The organism is Streptomyces sp. NBC_00258 (genome assembly GCF_036182465.1).
In the GTDB taxonomy this organism is placed as follows: Bacteria; Actinomycetota; Actinomycetes; order Streptomycetales; family Streptomycetaceae; genus Streptomyces.
In genome coordinates, this window is sequence record NZ_CP108081.1 from 11,508,385 (window position 1) to 11,524,652 (window position 16,268).

Consider the following 16,268-nt stretch of genomic DNA (forward strand, 5'->3'; position numbering starts at 1 on the left):
CCTACCGTTCGATGTCGCAGGGGCCCGCCGCGGCGGACACGCAGGTCTGGATGAGGACGCCCGGTTCGGCCTCGGTGATCTCGCCGGTGCGCAGGTCGCGGACGGCGCCCGCCTTGAGCGGTGTGACGCAGCCGAAGCAGATGCCCATGCGGCACCCCGAGGGCATGAGCACGCCGGCCTCCTCACCGATGTCCAGCAACGGCGTGGCGCCGTCCGCGTCGGCGGTCTTGCCGGTGGCGCTGAACGTGACCTCGCCGCCGTCGCCGGTGACGACGATGCTGGGGCGGAAGCGTTCGGTGTGCAGGCGCTCGTGGATGCCGTGCTCGGTCCAGTGCTCTTCGGCGGCGTCGAGCAGGCCGGCGGGCCCGCAGGCCCAGGTCTCGCGCTCGGCCCAGTCGGGCACGAGTTCGTCGAGACGGGTGATGTCGAGCATGCCGTCCGTGTCGGTGTGCACCTCGGTGAGGCGCAGCTTCTTGTCCGCGGCCAGGTCGTGCAGTTCGTTGCGGAAGATCACGTCCTGCGGCCGTGGCGCGGAGTGGACCATGACGACGTCGTCGAACTCGGTGTCGCGGAGCATGCCCATCACGGGCGTGATGCCGCTGCCGGCCGTCAGGTAGAGCACCTTGGCGGGCTTGGCCTGCGGCAGCACGAAGTCACCGGTCGGCTGGTCGAGCTGGATCAGTGTGCCCGGTTTCGTCCTGCGGACCAGGTGGTTGCTGACCTTGCCGTCCGGGATCGCCTTCACGGTGATCGTGAAGCGGCCGTCCTGGCGGTTCGTCGGCGAGGTGAGGGAGTAGGCACGCCACAGGCGCACCCCGTCGACGTCGACCCCGATCCGCACGTACTGACCGGCTGTGTGGCCGCGCCAGCCCCGTCCCGGCCTGATCACGATCGTCGCGGCGTCACCCGTCTCGGGGTGCACGGCCTCGATGCGCCCACGCAGGTCAGCGCCCGCACGCAGCGGGCTGACCAGGTCGAGGTAGTCCGACGGCAGCAGCGGCGTCGTGACCATCTCCAGCATTTTCCACGCCCTGCTGCGGAGGGCTGCACTCGTCATGACTCCAGCTTGCTGCGCCTCAAGGGGTAAAGTCCTGACCACAGGACGTAAATCTGGTCGACCGAATTGTTCGCAGGGAACAAAAACATGAGTCATGCAACCCGGAGGGCCAGCGAACTGACCCTGGATGAGACGACGGTCACCGCACTTCGGGGCGCGTTGACGGGCACCGCCGACGAGGTCGTCCAGGCGATCATCGACGAGGTCCCTCCCTACGCCAACGCCCTTTCGGGCCGTATGGGCGCCACCATCCGCCGAGCCGTCCGCACCGCCCTGGGGCACTACCTGGACCTCGCGAGCGGGAACGCCACAGGCGGCGACGCCGGTGACGCAGCCTACGAGCTGGGCCGCGGCGAGGTCCGCGACGGCCGTTCGATGGACGCCCTGCTCAGCGCCTACCGCGTCGGCGCCCGCGTGGCCTGGCGATGCCTGGCAGCGGGTGCCGTACCCGCAGGTCTGCCCGCCGCCGAGGTCGCCAAGTTCGCCGAGCTGACCTTCGCCTACATCGACGAGCTCTCCGCCGCGAGCGCCGCGGGCCACGCCGACGAGCTGGCCGCCCGGGGCAGGGACCACGAGCGCCACCTGGAACACCTGGCCCGCGACCTCCTCGCCGACGCGAGCCCGGACGTGCTGCTGGCCTCTGCTCACCGGGCCGGGTGGCAGCCTCCGGTTTCGCTGACCGCGGTCCTGCTGCCCGCCGCCCAGGCCCGGCCTGCCTACCGCGCGCTCGACCCGAGCACCCTCGTCCTCGACGATCTGCCGGATTCCACCGGTGTGCTGCTCGTCCCCGATGCCGACCGATCACATCTCTTGCGGCAGCTGACCGACCGCACCGCCGTGGTCGGCCCGGCCCGGCCGTGGACTCGAGCGTCCGCCTCGTACGCACGAGCCGTACGCGCCCGCTCCCTCTCCTCCGATATTCACGACACCGAGGACCACCTGCCCGAGCTGGTGCTGAGCGCCGACGTGGACGCGTACGCAGACCTGCGTGCCCGAGCCCTCGCACCGTTGCGGACGTTGCCAGTCGCGACCGCACGGCGGCTGGAGGAGACGTTGCGGGCGTGGCTGCTGCACCAGGGCAGGCGGGACGAGGTGGCGGCGGCGTTGTTCGTCCATCCCCAGACAGTCCGGTACCGGATGTCGCAGCTGCGGGAGCTGTTTCCGGATCTCGCATCGCCACACCGGGTCCTTGAACTGACGCTGGCGGTCGGTCTTCGGGGCAGCTGAGGCGTAGGTCGACCGTCCACGACCGGGTCCGCGAGCGCTCCAGGAGTCGTGCCTCGGTCTCGGTGCCGTCAGCCGGCTCGTGCGGCCCGGGGAAGAGGGCCGGGCCGTTCGCGCCCGGGGACCACCGTGGTCCTGTGACGGCCCTGTGCCTCCCTACCGACAGGACAGCCGGACGACCGACCGTGCCGGCCCGGCTCACCGCGCAAGGGATGATGGGGCGGAATGACGGAGCGCGAGGTCAGGAGCTTCCATGGCGCAGCGGGTTCACCGACCCCGTGAGGACGCGGAGTTCGATTTCATCCTCGGGATGAGCAAAGTTCCGGTTCTCGCGTACTTCACCGGGACATGGCCCAAGGCGATCGAGCCCTGCCGGGTGATGGACCTCGTCGTGGGTGGCATCGCCGACGACTGCACGGGTCGCCTGACGGCCGTCCGCACCGACATCACGCGTTGTCCGGCCGCAACCGAGCGATACGGGATCACCGGAGCCCCGTCCTACGTCCTGCTGAAGGAGGGGGAGGCGGTGGCGCACGGCTCGGGGCCTATGACCATCGCCGAGCTACGGGAGTTCCTGGACGGCCACCTCTGAGCGGCCGCTGCGGCACGTGTCCGCGACGCCCGTCACGTCTCGTCTCGTCTATGGGAACCGCGCCTGCCCGCTGGAGCGGATCGCCACGCCCGCGACCGTGAAGCCGTGCGGGTTGAGCTGCGCGGCTGCCTTGTCGGCGCCCGTGCGTCCGGTGTCCGCGAGCCAGCGCGAGCCGCTCGTGACGAGCACCAGCGGGACGGGCCGCCCGAGCCGTGGGATGTAGAGGTCGAGCAAGTGGCCCCGGGTGTCCGGTGGTTGGGCGGGACCGGGCGTCAGCTGTCCGACGTGCCGACGCCGACGGAGGCCGTCGCGACGGATGCCGGTGCGGGGGAGTCGCTCCGGCCGATCCGCCGCGCGAGCGGTACGAGGGCGATGGCGAGCGCGCCCAGCAGTCCGGCCAGGGCGAAGGTGGTGAAGCCCCAGCTCTGGTTGCCGCTGTTGGCGAGCGCTCCGATCAGCCAGGGGCCGATGACGGCGCCGGTGCGGCCTACTCCGGTGACCCAGCCGAGGCCCGCGGCGCGCTCGCTGTCGCGGTAGACGGTGTTGGTGGCGGCGTAGACCATGACCTGTGCGCTGAACAGGAACACTCCGGTGACGGCCACCACGACGTAGGTGGCGCCCAGCGGGAGGTGGGACTTGAGCAGCAGGGCGCCGACGGCGGTCAGCACGAACCAGACCGCCGACACGCGTACCGCGCCGAACCGGTCGGCGGTGCGGCCCGCGATCAGCAGGCCGACGATGCCACCCGCGTTGATCACCATGAGGAAGCTGACCGACGAGGTCAGTCCGTAGCCGGAGGCCCTCATCATCTGTGGCAGCCAGGTGCTCACGCCGTACACGAGCAGCAGGCCCGAGAAGGAGGCGAGCCACAGCAGTGGAGTCGCCCAGCGGGAGTCCTGGTCGAAGAGGGCCCGTACGGCGGCCAGTCGTCCCTTGGCTCCGGCGACCGGCGCCGCCACGGGGGAGGGCCGGGGCAGACCGTAGCGGTCGGCGACGGCGTACGCCTCGCCCGTGCAGCCACGGGCGAGCAGTACGCCGGGTGACTCGGGCAGCAGCTTCAGCAGCAGCGGTACGGCGATCACGGCCGGCAGGACACCCGCCCAGAACACCCAGCGCCAGCCCGCGTCCGGAGCAACCGTCAGGCCGAGGCCCGTCGCGGCCATGCCCCCGAAGTGGTACGAGGTCATCAGCAGGCCGGTCGTGAGGGCCGCGCGGCGGGGCGGGGCGAACTCCATCACCATGGCCAGGCACAGGGGCATCAGCCCTCCGAGACCGAGCCCGGCGACGAACCGTCCGGCTCCGAAGATCCCGACGCCTCCGGCCACGGCGCAGATCGCCGAGCCGAGGGAGAACAGCGTCACACTGGCCACCAGCATCATCCGCCGGCCGAGCCAGTCTGTGAGGTTGCCCGCCGTGAGTGCGCCGATGAGCATGCCGAACGTGGTCCAGCTGCCGATGGTGCCCGCGGTGGCCGGGGTCAGTCCGAGTCCTGAATCGTCGAGCATGTGCGGCATGACCGCGCCGTAGATGTTGACATCCATGCCGTCGAAGAAGACGGCCAGCCAGCACAGGGCCAGGACCGGAAACACTGTGCGGAACGTGTGCGGGCGACGGGATGCGGCAGATGTGGTGGGGGAGTTCATCTTCGTCCTTGAAGAGGGGGACGCCCAGGAACATGTGCGATATGTTCGCCAGGTGAAGTGGGGTTCACTGGAGGCTGGCCACGAGTCTCGGGTCGCGGCGGGTGGGTGTCAATGGGGTGGAGTGAGGTATTCCGCGGGACTCCCGTCTCTCGGACATCTAATTGATAGTTCAAGGATGTAGAGGCAGGATGGCCGCGCCGAGGCGAGCGGCCTCGCTCGCCGAACGGCCGTCCTGGCTGTTGCACGACAGGGATCTGATCCCGCGTACGGACCGGAGCCGCCGACTGGCGGCCACTTGAGGAGCCATCATGAGCAGTGCCGAGTTTCCAGAGGTCACGACCCTGGCGGGTGCGGTGCGCGGCCGTCGCGAGGAGGGCCTGGCGGTCTTCCGTGGTATCCCGTACGCACGGCCCCCGGTGGGTGAGGCGCGCTTCGCGGCGCCGCGACCGGTTCGGTACTGGGACGGTGTGCGGGAGGCGTTCGCGTTCGGTCCGCCGCCCCCGCAGGAGCCGCTCGGGCCCGGCACCGCGCCCGCCGGTGGGGTCCCGACCGGTGACGACTGGCTGACGGTCAACGTCTGGACACCGGACGCGGACAGCGCGGCCCGCCGACCCGTGATGGTGTGGATCTACGGCGGTGCCTACAAGTTCGGCTCCACCGACGACCCGGCCTATGACGGCAGCCGCCTCTCCCGCGACGGCGACCTGGTCGTCGTCACCCTCAACTACCGGGTCGGCATCGAGGGGTTCGCCCGGATCGAGGGAGCCCCTGCCAACCGCGGTCTCCTCGACCAGGTCGCGGCTCTGGAGTGGGTGCGGGACAACGTCACCGCTTTCGGTGGTGACCCCGACCGGGTCACCGTCTTCGGCGAGTCGGCAGGTGCCGGGTCCATCGCCGCGTTGATGGCCATGCCGTCCGCCCGGGGACTGTTCCGACGGGCCATCGCCCAGAGTGTGCCGGGCACGTTCTTCTCGGACGAGCTGGCCGTGGACATCGCCGGGGCCATCGCGGGTGAGCTGGGGCTGCGGCCGACGGCGGCCGACCTGTCCGGTGTCGACCCGCGCAAGTTGACCGAGGCCGGAGCCGCGGTGAGCGCCCGGATGCGTGAGTACGTGCACCGGTGGGGCCCGGTCGCCCTCACTCCGACGCCGTTCTCGCCGGTCGTCGACGGCGAGGTTCTGCCCACCACGCCGTGGGAGGCGTTGGCGAGCGGTGAGGCCCGGGACATCGAGCTGATCGTCGGGCACAACCGGGACGAGTACCGGCTCTTCCTCCTGCTGGGCGGGCTGCTCGGCCAGGTGGACGACAGCCTCGCGTCGACGGCCCTGAGCCTCTTCGGCCCGACACCGGACGCCGGCCATGCCTACCGGTCCGCGTTCCCGGAAGCCTCCGCGGAGCACCTGTTCGAACTCGTCCAGTCCGACTGGCTGTTCCGCATGCCCTCGCTGCACCTCGCTCAGGCACACGCGGTGGGCGGTGGCCGGGCGCATCTGTACGAACTCACCTGGTCCGCACCGGCGAGCGGCGGAGCCCTGGGCGCCTGCCACGGCCTGGACGTGCCCCTGACCTTCGGCGTGTACGGCGGCCTCGGCGCCCTGCTCATCGGCCCCACACCCTCACCCGAGACCGAGGCGCTCTCCGCCCGCTTCCGCTCCGCCTGGACCGCTTTCGCCACCACCGGCGACCCTGGCTGGCCCGCCTACGACACCGAGCAACGCCTCACCCAACTCCTCGACTCCGTCCCCACGGTGGCCGCCTACCCCGAGGAGGCCTCCCGCCGCCTCTGGGAGCGGCACACGTTCGCCCCGCTGCCCCTGGCGACCACCTGACGGCTTCCCGTATCGGGTGGGCGTGCTGCCGGGCCGGGCCGGTCACTCACTTCGGTACGCGCGTCTTCGCCGGCCTCGGTCGCGGCCTCCCGGCGCCGGTTGCGGCGCTTGACGACGAGGAGGACGACGCCCGCGGCCGGGGCGCGGACGGCGACCAGGACTTCGTCGCCCTCGACCACCACGCCGCCAGCCAGGAGCACCCGGACTCGGTCACCAGTCCAGGCGCAGGCCCTCCGCCACCGCCCCTTCTGCCTCCGTGTCGCTCAGGGGCCAGGTGCCCAGTGGTCCGTCCCGCATGTTCGACGCCCGACGGTCAGGCAATCAACTTCGGCCCAGACTGGACTGTTTGAGCCATCGAAAGATCAATAACCTGTCCCTCGACGGCACGCATCTACTTACGAGGAGTACCGTGTCCACTGCCCAGCAGGTGCCCGACATCCTCTCGCCCGAGTTCGCTGCGGATCCCTATCCCGCGTACGTGGCGATGCGGGAGAAAAACCCCCTGATCTGGCACGAGGCCACCCAGAGTTACATCATCTCCCGCTACGACGACGTCGAGCGGGTCTTCAAGGACAAGAAGTCCGAGTTCACGACCGACAACTACAACTGGCAGCTGGAGCCGGTCCACGGCAAGACGATTCTCCAGCTCAGCGGTCGGGAGCACGCGGTGCGGCGCGCACTCGTCGCCCCCGCGTTCCGTGGCAGCGATCTGCAGGAGAGGTTCCTGCCGGTCATCGAGCGCAACTCGCGCGAACTCATCGACGCCTTCCGGCACTCCGGCTCGGCCGACATCGTCAGCGACTACGCGACCCGGTTCCCGGTCAACGTCATCGCGGACATGCTGGGCCTGGACAAAGCCGACCACACCCGCTTCCACGGTTGGTACACCGCCGTCATCGCCTTCCTCGGCAACCTCTCCGGTGATCCCGAGGTGACCGCCGCCGGCGAGCGCACCCGTGTGGAGTTCGCCGAGTACATGATTCCGCTCATCCGCGAGCGGCGCGACCACCTCGGCGACGACCTGCTGTCCTCGCTCTGTGCCGCCGAGGTCGACGGTGTCCGGATGAGCGACGAGGACATCAAGGCGTTCTGCAGCCTGCTGCTCGCTGCCGGCGGGGAGACCACTGACAAGGCGATCGCCAGTATCCTCGCCAACCTGCTCCTGCACCCCGAGCAGTTGGCGGCGGTCCGCGAGGACCGGAGTCTGATCTCCGCGGCCTTCGCCGAGACGCTGCGCTACACGCCTCCGGTCCACATGATCATGCGACAGTCGGCCACCGAGGTCGAGGTCTCCGGCGGCACCATCCCGCAGGGAGCCACGGTGACGTGTCTCATCGGAGCTGCCAACCGGGACGAGCGCCGCTACCGCGACCCCGACCGGTTCGACATCTTCCGAGACGACCTCGCCACGACCTCTGCGTTCTCGGCCGCTGCCGACCACCTCGCATTCGCGCTGGGCCGACACTTCTGCGTCGGCGCGCTGCTCGCCAAGGCAGAGGTCGAAGTGGGTGTGAACCAACTGCTCGACGCGATGCCCGATCTGCGTTTCGCCGACGGCTACGAGCCCGTCGAGCAGGGCGTCTTCACCCGCGGCCCGCAGTCACTGCCGGTGCGCTTCACCCCGGTCACCACCTGAGCGATGGCCCGGTGGCGATCCACGTTCTCCGCGTGCCAGGGGCCCCGGGGATCCCTGCTCGGCTCGCGGAGGACGTGGCTACCGCGACGCCGGAGTGAACTGCACCGGCAGGGACGTCAGTCCGCGCATCCAGATGGACGGACGCCAGGTCAGCTCCGCCATTTCGATGCCCAGCACCAGGTCGGGCAGCCGCTCCAGAAGAGTCTCCACCGCCGTGCGTGCCATCACGTCGGCGAGCAGCGGAGCCGGATAGGGGCAGCGGTGCTCGCCGTTGCTGAAGGACAGGTGCGCGGAGTTCTCGGCGCCGACATGTGCGTCGGGCCAGATCTGAGGGTCCGTGTTGGCCGCCGCGAGGCCGAGGACCAGGCAGTCGCCCTCGCGGATGAGCCGCCCGCCGAGCTGTGTGTCGCGCACGGCCCAGCGGCCGATGAAGTTCTGGGTCGGCGTGTCCAGCCACAGCACTTCGTTCAGCGCGTCGCCGACGCTGACCCGGCCGCCCGAGACGTTGATCGCGAAGCGCTCATCGGTCAGCAGCAGACGCAGGGTGTTGCAGATCCAGTTGGCGGTCGGCTGCTGTGCCGCGGCGATGACGGAGATCAGGTCCTGCACGATCTCCTCGTCGCTGAGACCCGCCGGATCCAGCAGCATCCGGGAGGTGACGTCGGGACCGGGGCGCTCCCGCTTCTCCTTCACCAGCTGCATGATGCGTTCCCCGACACGCATGTACGCCGCCACCGGATCGTCGCCCTCACCGGCGTCCAGCGAGATCCGCAGATCGTCGACGAGTTGCTCCGTATCCGCACTGCCCTGCGGCATGCCGCACATCCACAGCACCGCACGGGCCGGCAGGGCATGCGCGTACGCGCTCATCAGCTCGGCCTGACCGCTGCCGGCGAACGAGGTGATCAGTTGCTCGGCGATCGACTGGCATTCGCGGGCCAGTTCGAACTGGTCGACCCCCTCCAGCGCCTGGGTGATGACGCCCGCCCGGCGCTGATGCTCCTGGCCCTCGGTGAACAGCACGGACGGCTGATAGCCGACGAACGGCAGCAGGGGCCAGTCCTCCGGGATGTTCGGCCACTGGTTCCACCGCCGGGAGTCCCGCGCGAACAGCTCGTCATGGCTGGTCACAAAGCTGACCTCGGGATAGCCGAGCACGAGCCAGGCCGGGATGTCGCCGTCGAGCAGGACCGGCGCCACCGCCCCGTGTTCCCGGCGCATGGTGCGGTACAGCTGCGAGGGCGTCTGCTGGTACTCCAGACCGCCCAGGGGTACGGCGGAGGCATGTGCCGGGCAGCCCGGCGGAGGCGTGCCCGGGGACGGGGAGCCGGTGGAGTCGCTCACGAGGTCCCCTCCTGGGACAGTGCCAGTGCGTAGAGATGGTCCACGAGAGTGATCAGGACCTCTTTGCCCGACGACCTGACCCGTGCGTCGCAGTCGACCATGGGTACGTGTTCGCCCAAGGCGAGTGCCTGCCGGATCTCGTCGAGCGAGAGCCGGCGCTTGTCGTCGTCGAAACGATTGACGGCCACCACGAACGGCGTCTCGTGGTGTTCGAGCCTGTCGATCGCGTACCAGGAGTCCTCCATACGCCGGGTGTCGACAAGGACGATCGCGCCCAGAGTGCCGGAGAACAGACGGTCCCACAGGAACCAGAAGCGTTCCTGGCCCGGTGCGCCGAACAGGTAGAGCACCATGCGCCTGCTGAGGCTGATACGCCCGAAGTCGAACGCGACGGTCGTCGTGGTCTTTCGCTCCACACCCGTCGTCTCGTCGACGCCCTGCCCCGCCTGCGTCATCACCTCTTCGGTGTTCAGCGGCCGGATCTCGCTGACCGAGCGGACCAGGGTGGTCTTGCCGACACCGAAACCGCCCACGACGACGATCTTCAGGCCGGTTTCGGCGGCATCGGCCAGCGGTGTGCGCTGGGCGGGCAGCTCAGAGGTTGCGGAGCCCATGGAGCACCTCCTGCAGCAGGGCGGTTTCGGGGAGGGCCGCGACGGACTCGGCCGCGCGGGGGTGACGGGCGCTCACCTTGCCCATGGCATGGAGGTCGCCGAGGAGGATCCGTACGACGGTGATGGGCAGCTTGAGTTCGGCCGAGATCTCGACCAGTGCCGTCGGGTGCCGGCACATCTCGAGGATCCGGGTGTGCTCGGACTGCATCCCGGCGGTGGGCTCGCACTCACTGACGATCAGTGTGACCAGGTCGAAGGCGTCGTCGGCCTCACTGCGTCCACCCGTGACCATGTAGAGCCGGTCGGGGTCGCCGACGTCCACGGGTTTGTGGATCACGCCGAGGCACCCCCGGTGACGGAGGCGCGGGGCTCGGCCCGCAGATGGTCACCGATCTGATCCACCAGCTCGGTCATCTGATGGCCGACGACACCCGGGTCGGCGCTCTCCTCGGCGACGACCGCGAGATGCGCGCCCTGGCCGGCGTCCACGATGAACAGGAGACCCCCGTGGAACTCGGTCATGGAGTGCCGCACGCCGCCCGTTCCGTCGCCGAACTCCACGGACGCGCCCTGCGCGAGAGCCTGGATGCCGGAGCAGATCGCCGCCAGCTGATCGGCCTGGTCGAGGGTCAGGTGGTCCGTCCAGCACAGCTTCAGGCCGTCCCGTGACAGGACGAGTGCGTGGCGGGTGCCCGGGGTGCGCTCCATGAGGTTCATCAAGAGCCAGGTGAGGCTGTTGTCAGTGGTCTCCATGATGGGCGGGACGGGTCATGACCTCTTGGTGGTCACCCGGCCCGTTCCTCCAATCCAACGGGGTGCGGCGAATCAATGCGGAGGGGGCTTGCGGTGCCCCTGAGGTGTGCGAAGGGCCCGGATCTAGTCGTCCGCCTCGGCCCCGGTCTCGTGCCCGGCCTCATCGCCGGGACCGGCGGGAGAGCCGGCGGAGGACCCTCCGGCCTGTCGGCCGCGGTGGAAGGCACCGAACTGGCTTCCGGCGTCGCGCGCCGGACCGGTTCCGCTGGGCTGCGCCCGGGACGGCTCCGCCGTCGTCTTCGGCCGTCCTCGTTCTGCCTCGGCCATGGTGCGTCCGGGGGCCCGGACCGGCAGCCCGTTGGGAGTGGCAGCGGTGGGCCTGACGGGAACGTCGGCCCGGGGCGCCTCACCCGCGGGCGCGACCGCCTGAGGCCGCAGGGGGAGTGCTTCCTCGACCGCGAGAGCCGACGCGGGGGTCGGAACTTCCGCGCCACGACGCGTGGGCTCGGGAGTGACCGGCTCGCGCTGCTGCGCCACGAGCTGGGGCGGCAGCAGTACGACGACGCCGGTGCCGCCGCGCGAGGAGGGACGGTAGTTGACGCTGATGCCGTGCTTGGCGGCGAGCCGCCCCACCACGCTCAGACCGAGCCGGGTTCCCTGCAGCGAGGCGAGGTCGGTGACCTGGCCCGACACCGACTCCGCCGCCCGGCGCATGGAGGCGTCGGACATCTTCAGGCCGCTGTCCTCGATGGTGATGACGAGACCGGCGCTGCGCTCCTCCACGTATACATGGACCTCGTCGATCGGCGGCGAGAAGTTGGCGGCGTTGTCCATGAGTTCGGCCAGCAGGTGCATCACACCCTCCGCCGCGAAGCCCGCGATGGCGACCTTGCTGGAGTTGTGCAGACGGACGCGCCGGTACGCGGCGATCCGGCCGACGGAGCCGCGCAGGATGCTCTCCATGACGATCGGCTTGTTCCAGACGCGGCTGGAGCGGCCGCCCATCAGCAGGGCGAGCCGGTCGGTCATGAGGCCCAGCTGGGAGGTGCTGTGATCCAGTCGCAGCAGATCGCCGAAGATCTCCCCGGCGTGGCGGTCCTGCATGTCCCGCAGGTCGGCGAGCATGCCGACGGTCTTGGCCTGGACCCGGCTCAGCGCCTTCGCGGAGGCGGCCTGGGCGGCGGCGGAACGGCGCTCCGCGTACGCGAGTTCACGGATGAACGACTCCGCGGGGGAGCGCAACAGGGGGATGCTCGGCCAGTCCAACTTCGCGAGGACGGTGTCGGCCGAGCTGCCCTCGCGCAGCAGGGCCACCGCGGCCGGCAGCGTGTCGTTGGTGAGGCGTTCGAGTTCCTCTGTCCCCCGGGCCAGTTCACGACGCATCATGTCGAGGTCCGACTGAGCCTCGGCGGTTCGCCGGACCGACGCGGCGACCTCGGTGGTGAAGACGTGCAGCATCCGGCGCAGGTACGGGTCGGAGGGGGTGGGCAGCCCGGACAGGACCCCGTCGGCGCCGACGCCCTCGTTGAGCTGCTTGGCTATCGCCGGCAGGGTCACATTGACCAGCTGGTCCGTCTCGGCGCCGTGCTGCATCCAGTTGTTCTTGGTCATCTCCAGCTCACCGGTACGTGACACCGTCTCACGGTGGGCCTGACGCAACCGGGCGGAGGCGAGGGCGACAACGGCCGCGATGCAGCCCCAGGCTGCGATCGCCGTGCCTGCCACCCACGGGCGGGCTCCCTCGGGGGCGAGGCCGACGGCCGCTCCGGCTCCCGCGGCCGTGACGACCAGGAGTGCGGAGAGCACGGCTGGGGAGGAACCCGTCGTCTGCGCGGATCGGCGCTGGCGGGGGCGAGCAGGCACTGGCATTCCGCGGTCCCTCGGTCCGTGTGAGCAGGGGGTGCGTCCATGGCTGAGACGTCGCCGAGAACCCGGAAGACGGTAGGGCATCTTCCGGATCAAGCACGTCGCTCATGCTAGTCACCACACCAGGCACACGGGCCCCGCCGAAGGGCCGACTTCACTTCGTCGGAAAATGGCTACCGCGGCACAACTGTGTGGTACCCGAACTGACTTGCCGCCGCTGATCCATGGCATGCGGCATCCGGCGTTTTCAGGCGATTTACCGGCGCCTCGCCGCGTTCGAGATTTCGTGACACTCGGCTTGGAGTGCGTATTTTCGGCCAATCGAGCTCCAGCGGTGGCCGATGAATCGGACAGTCATGAAGAAGGATGGCGCGGACGTTGTGAGGATCCACCGGTGGCCGGCGGGGTGCGGGTTGCGGCTGAGGTCGGCGGCGGACGGGCTTGGTACGCCTGCATCGTTGAGGGCGCGGGTGATGCGGGCGATGCTGTGCCGTCCTCCTGGCCGACGGTCTGCAGGTCGACGGTTCCGCCCGGTTCGGCACGCACATCTCATCCCCCTGGTGCTCGCAGAGCGGGGCCATGGTGGCGAACTGGTCGCAGTGGATCAATGATCGGGCGCGTTGCCCCGGCCTCGCTGCCCGGAGGTGTGCGAGGCGGGAGTTGAGGGCCGTCAGTGGTGTCCGGCCCGGCGGCAGGGACTCCTCACTCATCGCTCTTGCGCACGGGCTGCCCGCTTGCTGCTCCAGCTCCTCCACGGTCGCCGGCGCGAGAACGGCGCACACCCGGTCGTACGCACCTTCCCCGAGGGCCCGCTCGAACACGGCCGTCGTGTCGCGTACGTCGTCCCGTCGTTCCGCCACCGTTCCGCATCCGCTGACGCCGCAGGCACCCAGGAGAACGGCAACAGCCACCCCCACGCTCGCCCGGCCCTCCGCCCACCTCCAACAGCAGTACAACGCAAGGCGCCCCACGCGAGCGGCTACTGCGCCCCGCCGGATCCCCACCCGGCCGAACGGCCGGGTGGGGATCCGGCGGGGATGAGGAAGTCGGACCGCCACAGGGCGCGTCCGCGACGTGCGCGGTTGGTGACGAGTGCCATCACGGTCAGGAGGTGCGTCTCGCCCCTGGCGTGGCACTTGATGTGCCATGGAGTGGACTCGTATGGCGATACGGGCTGTCCGACGCTGTGTTGGGGCTGCCGCACCGACAGTGCGGCGGGCGTGGGCCGGCCCGGGACGGGAGCGGGATCTGGCGGCTCAGGCCGCCAAGGCGGCCCTGGCCGCTTGGGTGGCGTGGGCGGTGGCGGGCTGGTGGCTCGCGGCCCCGATGGCGTTCGTCGCGCCGTGGGTGGCGGTCGTGCTGGTGGAGTCGACCGTGTACCGATCGGTCGCGCACGGTCTGCAGCAACTCGCGGCGATCGCGGTGGGTACGGCGGTGGCGACAGCGGTGGCGCTGATGCTGGACAGCACGATGGCCGCGATGGCCCTGGTCCTCCCGGCAGTGCTGCTGATGGGACAGTGGCGGCGACTGGGAAGCCAGGGTGTCTACGCTGCCACCGGGGCGCTTTTCGTGTTGACCAGTGGCCAGGTGACCGTCGCTTCGTCGGCCGCCCGTATCGCGGAGGCGGTCTTCGGCGCGGTGGTCGGCGTGGTGGTCAACGCGCTGATTCGGCCCCCGGTGTACTTGCGCGACTCCCGCTCCGCGCTGGAGGACGCGGCCTGTGAGGCGCAGGAGATCCTGGACGCGGTGGCCGACGGTCTGGCCACCGGCCAGTGGGACGGCCATCCCGCCGGGGACTGGCACGAGCGGGCGCTGCATCTGGGCCGCCTGGTCGACCAGGCCAGGTCGGCGATCGGCTGGAGCCACGAAAGCATGCGTGTCAATCCGAGGGGACGCCGCAAGCGGACTCTTGCCACGCCCGGCAAGGCGTACGCCGATGCGCTGGCCGTGCTCGACTACGTCGCCGTCCACACCTCGGGCGTCACGCGGACGGTATGGGAGACCGCGGACGGCGGGAGGGCGGCCCGGCCGCCTGCGGGGATCACCCGCGCCTACGCGGACTTCCTGCGCCAGACGGCGCGCGCCATCCGGCTCTACAGCCAGACCCGGTTCGCCCCGGGCGGCCGCGACGCCTCCGCCGCAGAGGAACTGCGCGAGGCGGTCGGGGAGCTTCACCGCGCGCTCGACGCATTCCGCCGACGGCTACCGGGAGCCGTGTCCGACGACCCGGATGCGCTGGTGACATACGGAACCCTGCTGGCTCAGGCACATCGCCTGGCCCATCAACTCGTCCAGGACTGAGGCCGCGGCGGGAACTGCTGCGACACGTGGTTGCCGACGCGGCTGAAACCCGCGGGACGGCCGAACACGTCCAGCTCCCCGCTTCCGCTGCCCCGGCACCGGGTCGCCGTGCACGGTGTACGCGGGGGCAGGCGTAGGTCGTCGGCGACCGCCGCCTGGCCGGCGTAGCTCTGGTCGCGGACCAGGGCGGCGTCGTTCAGTGGGTCTGTCCGGTTTGATTACGTGATGCCGAGGCTGGCCAGGGGGAGGGTGGTGTTGCGCGCATGGTGGCTGGTGCAGCACAGGCTGGCCAGGGACGACGGGGCGGCCAGATCGGCCGCCGTCCCGGATCCGTTCACCGGCGTGTCGCGGAACCGCCTTCGACCCGTTTGCGCACCCGACGCACCAGCTCATTCGCGGCCTGTGGCCACTGTGCGTACTGAAAGTCGAAGCCTGCCTGGGTCAGTCGGCCCGGGACGACACGGCGGCTCTTCAGCAGCAGTTCGGTGTCGGAACGCAGAGCGAACGCGCCGACCTCGGCCATCCACTTGGTCGCAGGGAGACCCACCGGTATACCCCACGCGGAGCGCAGGGTATGCATGAATGCGCGCTGCGGAAGGGGGTGGGGAGCCGCCAGGTTCACCGGCCCTGCGATGTCTTCCTTGTCGATCAAGAACTCCACCGCGCGCACGAAGTCGTGTTCGTGGATCCACGACACGTACTGTGCCCCACCGGCGACCGGGCCGCCGAGACCCAGGCGGGCCAGTCCCAGCAGGACGGCGAAGACCCCGCCGGGGTCCGGGCTCATCACCATGGCCGAGCGCAGAGCGACCTTGCGCGTGGCCGGCGTTTCGGCCTGCTGCTGAGCCTGCTCCCAGGCTTTGGCGATCTCGACGCTGTACGCCCAGTAGTCCGGCACGCCCGGTTCGGTACCGCCGATCACACCGGTGGCCTCGTCGTTGGGGGCGTCGATGCGGTGCGCGTACACCGTGGCGGTGCTCATCTGCAGCCAGACCCGGGGCGGTCGGGCAGCGCCCGCGATCGCGGCGCCCACGACCCGGGTGGAGTCGACCCGAGAGTCCATCATTTCCTGCAGATTGGCCGGCGTGTATCGGCAACTCACAGTGCGTCCGGCCAGATTGATGACGATATCGCTGCCGTCCACCGCAGCCGTCCATGGCCCCAGGGTCCGACCGTCCCATCGGACCTCGCCCTCGCGCCTGGGGCGTCTGGTGAGAATCACGACCTCGTGGCCTGCGGCGTCGAGTGCGCGCTTCAGGACCGCGCCGACCTGTCCGGTGCCCCCAGGAATCACAATCTTCATCGGCTTCCCCTCCTTCGTCTCGGGTGAGCCTAGACCAAAGAGTTGAACGCGTTCAAAACTATGTAGCACAATCCACGATTTCAGTCAGCCTTGCCGTGCGGTACAG

At 70.1% G+C, this 16,268-nt stretch carries 14 protein-coding genes; 5 read left to right on the plus strand and 9 right to left on the minus strand.

Annotated features, from left to right (window positions below):
- Position 1 precedes the first annotated feature (1 nt).
- On the minus strand, positions 2 to 1,057 hold the full coding sequence (locus OG718_RS51040; RefSeq protein WP_328847494.1) for a ferredoxin reductase: 1,056 nt from the start codon (positions 1,055 to 1,057) through the stop codon (positions 2 to 4).
- A gap of 87 nt (positions 1,058 to 1,144) precedes the next feature.
- Between OG718_RS51040 and OG718_RS51045 the strand changes: the two genes are divergently transcribed.
- Positions 1,145 to 2,284 (plus strand): PucR family transcriptional regulator, encoded by a 1,140-nt coding sequence (locus OG718_RS51045; protein ID WP_143643782.1) that lies wholly within the window; start codon positions 1,145 to 1,147, stop codon positions 2,282 to 2,284.
- A 250-nt stretch (positions 2,285 to 2,534) separates the two neighbouring features.
- Positions 2,535 to 2,873 (plus strand): thioredoxin family protein, encoded by a 339-nt coding sequence (locus tag OG718_RS51050; RefSeq protein WP_143643781.1) that lies wholly within the window; start codon positions 2,535 to 2,537, stop codon positions 2,871 to 2,873.
- A 48-nt stretch (positions 2,874 to 2,921) separates the two neighbouring features.
- Here the strand turns inward: OG718_RS51050 and OG718_RS51055 are convergent, their stop codons facing one another.
- On the minus strand, positions 2,922 to 3,107 hold the full coding sequence (locus OG718_RS51055) for a hypothetical protein (RefSeq protein WP_328847495.1): 186 nt from the start codon (positions 3,105 to 3,107) through the stop codon (positions 2,922 to 2,924).
- Positions 3,108 to 3,145: 38 nt separating this feature from the next.
- Positions 3,146 to 4,516 (minus strand): MFS transporter, encoded by a 1,371-nt coding sequence (locus OG718_RS51060; RefSeq protein WP_328847496.1) that lies wholly within the window; start codon positions 4,514 to 4,516, stop codon positions 3,146 to 3,148.
- Positions 4,517 to 4,824: 308 nt separating this feature from the next.
- Here OG718_RS51060 and OG718_RS51065 point away from each other — a divergent pair, with 308 nt between their 5' ends.
- On the plus strand, positions 4,825 to 6,345 hold the full coding sequence (locus OG718_RS51065; RefSeq protein WP_143643779.1) for a carboxylesterase/lipase family protein: 1,521 nt from the start codon (positions 4,825 to 4,827) through the stop codon (positions 6,343 to 6,345).
- Positions 6,346 to 6,754: 409 nt separating this feature from the next.
- Positions 6,755 to 7,981, plus strand: a complete 1,227-nt coding sequence (locus OG718_RS51070) for a cytochrome P450 (protein ID WP_328847497.1) — start codon at positions 6,755 to 6,757, stop codon at positions 7,979 to 7,981.
- 78 nt (positions 7,982 to 8,059) lie between these two features.
- On the opposite strand, the gene OG718_RS51075 is transcribed toward OG718_RS51070, so the two are convergent.
- From OG718_RS51075 to OG718_RS51095, 5 genes are all read right to left on the minus strand, one after another.
- Positions 8,060 to 9,325: a cytochrome P450 gene (locus OG718_RS51075; RefSeq protein WP_143643777.1), complete on the minus strand. Its 1,266-nt coding sequence runs from the start codon at positions 9,323 to 9,325 to the stop codon at positions 8,060 to 8,062.
- On the minus strand, positions 9,322 to 9,939 hold the full coding sequence (locus tag OG718_RS51080) for a GTP-binding protein (RefSeq protein ID WP_143643776.1): 618 nt from the start codon (positions 9,937 to 9,939) through the stop codon (positions 9,322 to 9,324). The genes OG718_RS51075 and OG718_RS51080 overlap by 4 nt, the downstream gene beginning before the upstream one ends.
- Positions 9,920 to 10,276, minus strand: coding sequence for a DUF742 domain-containing protein (locus tag OG718_RS51085; protein ID WP_186001515.1), 357 nt, complete (start codon positions 10,274 to 10,276; stop codon positions 9,920 to 9,922). The genes OG718_RS51080 and OG718_RS51085 overlap by 20 nt, the downstream gene beginning before the upstream one ends.
- On the minus strand, positions 10,273 to 10,692 hold the full coding sequence (locus OG718_RS51090) for a roadblock/LC7 domain-containing protein (RefSeq protein WP_143643775.1): 420 nt from the start codon (positions 10,690 to 10,692) through the stop codon (positions 10,273 to 10,275). The genes OG718_RS51085 and OG718_RS51090 overlap by 4 nt, the downstream gene beginning before the upstream one ends.
- 123 nt (positions 10,693 to 10,815) lie before the next feature.
- Positions 10,816 to 12,561 (minus strand): ATP-binding protein, encoded by a 1,746-nt coding sequence (locus tag OG718_RS51095; RefSeq protein ID WP_328847498.1) that lies wholly within the window; start codon positions 12,559 to 12,561, stop codon positions 10,816 to 10,818.
- A gap of 1,158 nt (positions 12,562 to 13,719) precedes the next feature.
- On the opposite strand from OG718_RS51095, the gene OG718_RS51100 reads away from it, so the two are divergent.
- Entirely contained in the window at positions 13,720 to 14,859 is a 1,140-nt protein-coding gene (locus OG718_RS51100; RefSeq protein WP_328847499.1) for an aromatic acid exporter family protein, read from the plus strand.
- A gap of 334 nt (positions 14,860 to 15,193) precedes the next feature.
- Here the strand turns inward: OG718_RS51100 and OG718_RS51105 are convergent, their stop codons facing one another.
- Positions 15,194 to 16,162, minus strand: a complete 969-nt coding sequence (locus OG718_RS51105) for a TIGR01777 family oxidoreductase (protein WP_328847500.1) — start codon at positions 16,160 to 16,162, stop codon at positions 15,194 to 15,196.
- Between the last annotated feature and the right edge of the window lie 106 nt (positions 16,163 to 16,268).